The following is a 5,620-nucleotide window of genomic DNA, read 5'->3' as shown; positions in this document are numbered from 1 at the left end:
CTGCTTGGCCAGGAACACGTTGGACGGCACCACCACGTCATACCCGGAGTTGCCGGTGAGCAGCTTGGCCTCCAGGGCTTCGTTGGTGTCGAAGATGTCGTAGACCAGCTTCACCTGGCTGTTCTGGGCCTTGAAATCCTCCAGGGCCTTGGGGGTGATGTAGTCGAACCAGTTGTACACCCGCAGGGTGCGTTCTTCGGCATGGGCGGCGGTGCCCAGCAGGCTGGCGCACAGGGCCGGAAGGATAAGGCGTTGGAGTCTTTGCATGATGCGAGTCCCTCACTGGGCGCTTTGAAAACCTTCGAGAACGTTCACGGCGTTGATGCCGATTTCCTCTACCGCGTAACCGCCTTCCATGACGAACAGCGTCGGCTTGCCGAGGGCGGCGATGCGCTTGCCCATGGCCAGGTAGTCCGGGCTGTCGAGTTTGAATTGCGAGATCGGGTCGTCCTTGAAGGTGTCCACGCCCAGGGACACCACGATGATGTCGGCGTCATAGCTGTGGATCTCGTTGCAGGCCTGCTCCAGGGCTGCGCTCCACGCATCCCAGCCGCTGCCGGCGGCCAGCGGGTAGTTGAAGTTGAAGCCTTCCCCGGCGCCTTCGCCGCATTCGTCGGCATAGCCCAGGAAGAACGGGAACTCGGCTTCCGGGTGGCCGTGGATCGAGGTGAAGAGCACGTCGTTGCGCGCGTAGAAGATCGACTGGGTGCCGTTGCCGTGGTGGTAGTCGACGTCGAGGATCGCGACTTTCTTGTGGCCCTGGTCGAGGAAGGCCTGGGCGGCGATGGCGGCGTTGTTCAGGTAGCAGTAGCCGCCCATCAGGTCGCCGGCGGCGTGGTGTCCCGGTGGCCGGCACAGGGCAAAGGCGCTGCGGGCACCGCGCTGGATCACCGCCTGGGCGGTGAGGGCCACTTGCGCTGCGCTGTAGGCTGCCTGCCAGGTGCCGGCGGTGATCGGCGCGCCGCCGTCGAAGCTGTAGTAGCCGAGCTGGCCATGGAGGCTGGTGGGAATCACGCTGCGCAGGGTGCGTGCCGGCCAGGTGTAGGGCAGCAGGTCGCCGTCGATGCCCTGTGCCGCCCAGCGCTCCCAGGCGCCTTTGAAGAAGTCCAGGTAGGCCCGGCTGTGGATGCGTTCGATGGGCCCCAGGCCGAAGTCCTTGGGCGCCTCTACCGGGCCAAGGTTGCGGTACTTCACCCGGTCCAGCACATGGTCGGCCCGGGAAGGCATTTCAAAGCAGGGCATCAATTGCCCGTCGATGAGTTCACAACGGCCGTGGTGCAGGTGGTGATCGTCCGAGTAGATCGTCAGCATTTTCTTGTTCTCCGCAGGCTGATTCGGTGGATCACAGTCTTGCGGGGCGCGGGGTTTGGGAGAACGGCAGGAGCGGCCAAAAGGGGATTGATCTGGCCAAAGTGTTTGACCGAAATTCGCCCCTTAAAGAGGCAGGGCGCCCCGTTGCGGGGCGCCGTCCGGTTCAACTGACGGGCGGGGCGGGAACGAAGCGCTGCAGCACCTTGAGCATGTCCTCGCGTTTTTTCCGGGCGATGGCTTCCAGCAACAGCGCGTAGCCCTTTTTCTCGCAGTGCTGGCCGACATTGGGATCGGCGCCTTTTTCCAGCAGCAGGGTGAACAGTTCCAGGGTGTCCTGCTGGCTGACGTAGGGGGACTTGTCGTCGGCGGAGGTCTTGTCGGCCACCAGGGTCAGCAGGCTCTCGCCGACGGGCTGGTTGTAGCAGGTGCCACGGCCGTAGCTCAGGTTGAGGTTGGCGCCAGCGGCTATCAGTTGTCGCACGGCCTCGTAGTTGTTGCCCGAGAACGCCCGGTACAGAGCGGTTTCACCATCGTCGGTTCTGCGCCGGTCGAGGTTTTGCGGGTGTTGCAGCAGCCAAGTGAAGCCTTGCAGGCTGCGCTTGTTCTCGGCCATCTGCATCAGTGGCGTCTGGCCCTGGCTGTCGGGCTCGTCGACGGCGACACCGGCCTCGATGAGGAACTTCAGGCGTCCGCCCTGGCTCAGGTCGGGGCTGTCGCCCAGATCGCGGCGCATGGCCAGGGTCGCCAGGGTGGTCCAGTTGTACAGGCCGCTGGTGTGGGCGCCGTGCTCCAGCAGCAGCCGGGCGATGTCCAGGCGCGGGGCGTCCAGGGCGTGCAACAGGGCGCTGCGACCATCGTCGGCCATGACCTCGCCGCTGATGCCACTGGCCAGCAGGCGTTGTACTTCGGTCAGGTCGCCGGCATCCACCGCGTCCACCAGCGGCCAGAAGGCCTGGCAGTCCCGGGGGGGGGCGGCGTTCAGGCCCAAGCGCTGCAGCACCCGGGGCGGGATGCTCATCTGGCGCTTCAGGCGCAGGCCGCAATACACCCGATAACCCTCGATGGCCCGGCCCTGGTGGATGTTGTCCTGCGTGCGTTGTTGGTAGATCGCCCAGTCCAGGTCCGCCAGGTTGAGGTAGGTCGGCATGCGCCCGGGGTCACGACGCAGCACTTCCTTGAGCCAGGGGCGGGCGGTTCTCAGCTGCCCGGCTTCGCTGGTCCAGTAGGCGATGTCGTTGAGCAGGCCGGCGTATTCACGGCGCTCGGTGGCGATGCTGCGAAAGTCATGGGTGACGAAGAAGTCCTCCACCCGGTTGATGCCCGGTTGCTTGTCCTTGGCGGTGCGCAGTTGCTCGTGCAGCGCGCGGAACTCTTTCCAGATGCTGTCCGGGTTCGAGGCTGGCGCTGGCACAAAGGCGTTGACGGTGATCGGCCCGCTGCCTTGGGTGAAAGGGCGGAACCACGGCGGGAATGTCTCCAGGGCCTGCAACCACTGCCGCCCGGTTTCCTCGCTGATGGGTTGCAGTGGGGTGAACTCCATCTGGCTCAGGTCCCGGCGGTGACTGATCGCCAGCAGCGGGTGCTGCGGGTCGCGCTGGTCGATCAGCAGGTAGCGTTGGCTGAGTTGCCAATCACTGGGCTCCTGGCACTTGAAGTCGAGCGAGGTCAGGGTGATGCCGGTGTCCAGGGTATTGCTCGCGGGCCAGTTGTCGGCGACCTGCACCGGATACTCCGGGGCCGCGCAGGCCCGCAGCGCTTCGGGGCTGAACAGGGCCATGGGCGGCGACTTGTAGACCCGCTGCTGGTACTTCAGGTCCTGATAGGCGTTGAGGTAGAACAGCCCGCGGTACTGGGACAGGATGATCCGCGCCGGCACTCGCTCCCGGCCCGGCACGGGGAACGGCTTGAGCTGCAGGGTGGCGGTTTCCGGGTAGTCGATGACGAAGTAGCGAGCCATTCCCGACCATTTGATCGCGCCCAGGTCCAGGTCGAAGGCCTGGGTGGCGGGTGCGCCAGCCAGCAGCGCCAGTGCCAGGCCAAGCCCGCGAATGCCGATGCGCCGGGCGATGGCGGTGAATAGGTTCACGTGTGCAGTCCCTTGCCGGTAGAAAGCTCGGCAATGTAATGCAATCGGCGCCGTTGTGCCGGGCTTTGTTTCAGGGGCGCAGCGGGTTCGGCGCCACGCCTCAAAGACGAAACGCCGTCGCCGACGGTGGCGGCGCAAAGCCTTGCAGCACCTTGAGCATGTCGTCGCGCTTGCGTCGGGCCATGATCTCCAGCAGCCAGGTGTAGCCGTTGTTCTTGCAGTAGCGGCCGACGTTGGGGTCGGCGCCTTTTTCCAGCAGCAAGGTGAACATGTCCAGGCTCTCTTGCTGGCTGACCCAGGGATTGATGACCTCGGGCGAGCCCTGTTCGGCCACGATCATCAGCAGGCTTTCGCGAATCGGTTGCTGTGCGCAGAAATCGCGGCCGTAGCTCAGGTTGAGGTTGGCGCCGGCTTCTACCAGTTGCCGGGCAGCGGCGTAGTTGCCGCCCTTGAGCGCCAGGAACAGCGCGGTCACGGCGTCTGGCCCGCTGCGCTTGTCGAGGTCCTGGGGGTGTTGCAGCAGCCAGTTGAAGCGCTCGATGTCGTCGCGCTCCTTGGCCATTTCCTGAAGCGCGGTGCCGCCCTGGGCATCCTGCTCATCGATGGCGGCACCGGCCTGCAGGAGGAAGTTCAGGCGCTTGGCCTGGTTCAGGTCGGGGTTGTCCTTGAGGTCGCGGCGCATGGCCAGGACCACCTGGGTGCGGCCGTTGTACTGGCCATCGGGGCGGGCGCCATGGGCCAGCAACAGCCGGGCGATGTCCAGGTCGGGTTTATCCAGGGCATGCAACAGCGTCGGGCGTCCGTCGGCGGCGATGACGTCGCCGCTCAGGCCGTTCTCCAGCAGGCGCCGGACTTCGCCCGCGTCACCCTGGTCCACCGCCGTCACCAGCGGCCAGGCGCTTTGGCAGGCCGGTTCGCTGGGTGCCTCAAGGCCCAGGCGCTGGGTGACCCTGGCGGGGACCCCCAGCTGGCGTTGCAGGCGCAGCCCGCAGTACAGCCGATAGTTCTCCATGGCCCGGCCCCGGTGCCGGGTGTCCGCGGGCTGCTGTTGGTACAGGCGCCAATCCAGGTCCGCCAGATTGAGGTAGGTCGGCATGCGTCCCGGGTCGCGACGCAGCACGTACGCCAGCCAGGGGCGGGCGCTCTCTAACCGGCCGGCCTCGGTGGCCCAATAGGCGATGTCGTTGAGCAGGCCCGGGTAGGTACTGCGCTCGGGGGCGATCGCGCGAAAGTCATGGCGGGTGAAGAAGTCTTCCACCCGGGCGATGCCCGGAGCCTTGTCCTTGGCGTCGCGCAATTGTGCGTGCAGTTGTCGGAACTCTGTCCAGACCTGCTCCGCGCTGGGCTGCGGCGCATAGGGCTTGACGCGCAGCTGGCCGCTGCTGGCGTCAAAGGGCTCCAGCAACTTTGGGTATTTGTGCAGGGCCTGTTGCCATTGCTGCTGCAGTTCGGGGCTGATCGGTTGCTGCGGGGTGAAGTCGATCTGTGCCTCGCCCTGGCGCTGACCGATGGCCAGCAACGGCCGCTGGGGATCGCGGCTGTCCACCAGCAGATAGCGATTGCTCAACTCCCAGCCTGGGCTCTGGCAGTCGAAACTCAGTTTGGTCAGGCTCAGGGCGGATTCCAGCTGCTTGCTCGACGGCCAGTTGTCCGTGGCCCCAACGGGTCGCTGCTCGGGCACGCAGGCCTGTAGTTCCTGGGCGTTGAACAGCGGCAGGGGCGGCGACTTGTAGACCCGCTGCCGGTACTGCCCATCCGCATAGCCGTTGAGATAGAACAGGCCGTGGTATTGGCTGAGGATCACTCGGGCCGGCGCCTGGGCCAGCCCGGGCAGGGGGAAGGGTTCGAGTTGCAGCGTGGCGGTTTCCGGATCGTCCAGGAGGATGCTGTTCTGCATCTCCCACCAGCGGATCTTCGACAGGTCAAAGGCCTGGGCGACGGGGCCGCCAGCCAGCAGCACCAGTGCCAGACACAGCCCGCGAATGCCGATGCGCCGGGCGATGGCGCCTGTGATTATGTTCAAGCTTGCAGTCCCTTGCCGGTGTCAAAGCTCGGCAATGTAATGCAATCGGCGGCTTTATGCCGGGGTTTGTCTCAGGGCCGGAACTGACTCGGCGCCACACCGCTCCAGCGGATGAAGGCATGGCGAAAACTCGCGGTTTCACTGAAACCCAGGGCTTCGGCAATCCGGTAGATGGGCATCTGGTCTTCGCAGAGCATCTG

At 65.5% G+C, this 5,620-nt stretch carries 4 protein-coding genes and 1 pseudogene; all 5 read right to left on the bottom strand.

Annotated features, from left to right (window positions below):
* Positions 1–267 (bottom strand): annotated as a pseudogene (locus BLX41_RS34275) (polyamine ABC transporter substrate-binding protein); the annotation flags it as partial.
* A 12-nt stretch (positions 268–279) separates the two neighbouring features.
* Positions 280–1,311, bottom strand: a complete 1,032-nt coding sequence (locus BLX41_RS02560; RefSeq protein WP_123723643.1) for a histone deacetylase family protein — start codon at positions 1,309–1,311, stop codon at positions 280–282.
* Between the two features lie 163 nt (positions 1,312–1,474).
* Entirely contained in the window at positions 1,475–3,397 is a 1,923-nt protein-coding gene (locus BLX41_RS02555) for an ankyrin repeat domain-containing protein (protein ID WP_123723642.1), read from the bottom strand.
* A 100-nt stretch (positions 3,398–3,497) separates the two neighbouring features.
* The gene (locus BLX41_RS02550) at positions 3,498–5,420 is read right to left on the bottom strand and encodes an ankyrin repeat domain-containing protein (protein ID WP_404942733.1); all 1,923 of its coding nucleotides are present in this window, start codon (positions 5,418–5,420) and stop codon (positions 3,498–3,500) included.
* Positions 5,421–5,491: 71 nt separating this feature from the next.
* Positions 5,492–5,620: helix-turn-helix domain-containing protein (locus BLX41_RS02545; RefSeq protein WP_123723641.1), on the bottom strand; the 129-nt coding region annotated here is incomplete at its 5' end.

It is taken from the genome of Pseudomonas protegens (assembly GCF_003732485.1).
Taxonomy (GTDB): domain Bacteria; phylum Pseudomonadota; class Gammaproteobacteria; order Pseudomonadales; family Pseudomonadaceae; genus Aquipseudomonas; species Aquipseudomonas protegens_B.
The sequence above is the reverse complement of the archived record's forward strand: the minus strand, read 5'-3'. Positions and strand labels throughout refer to the sequence as shown.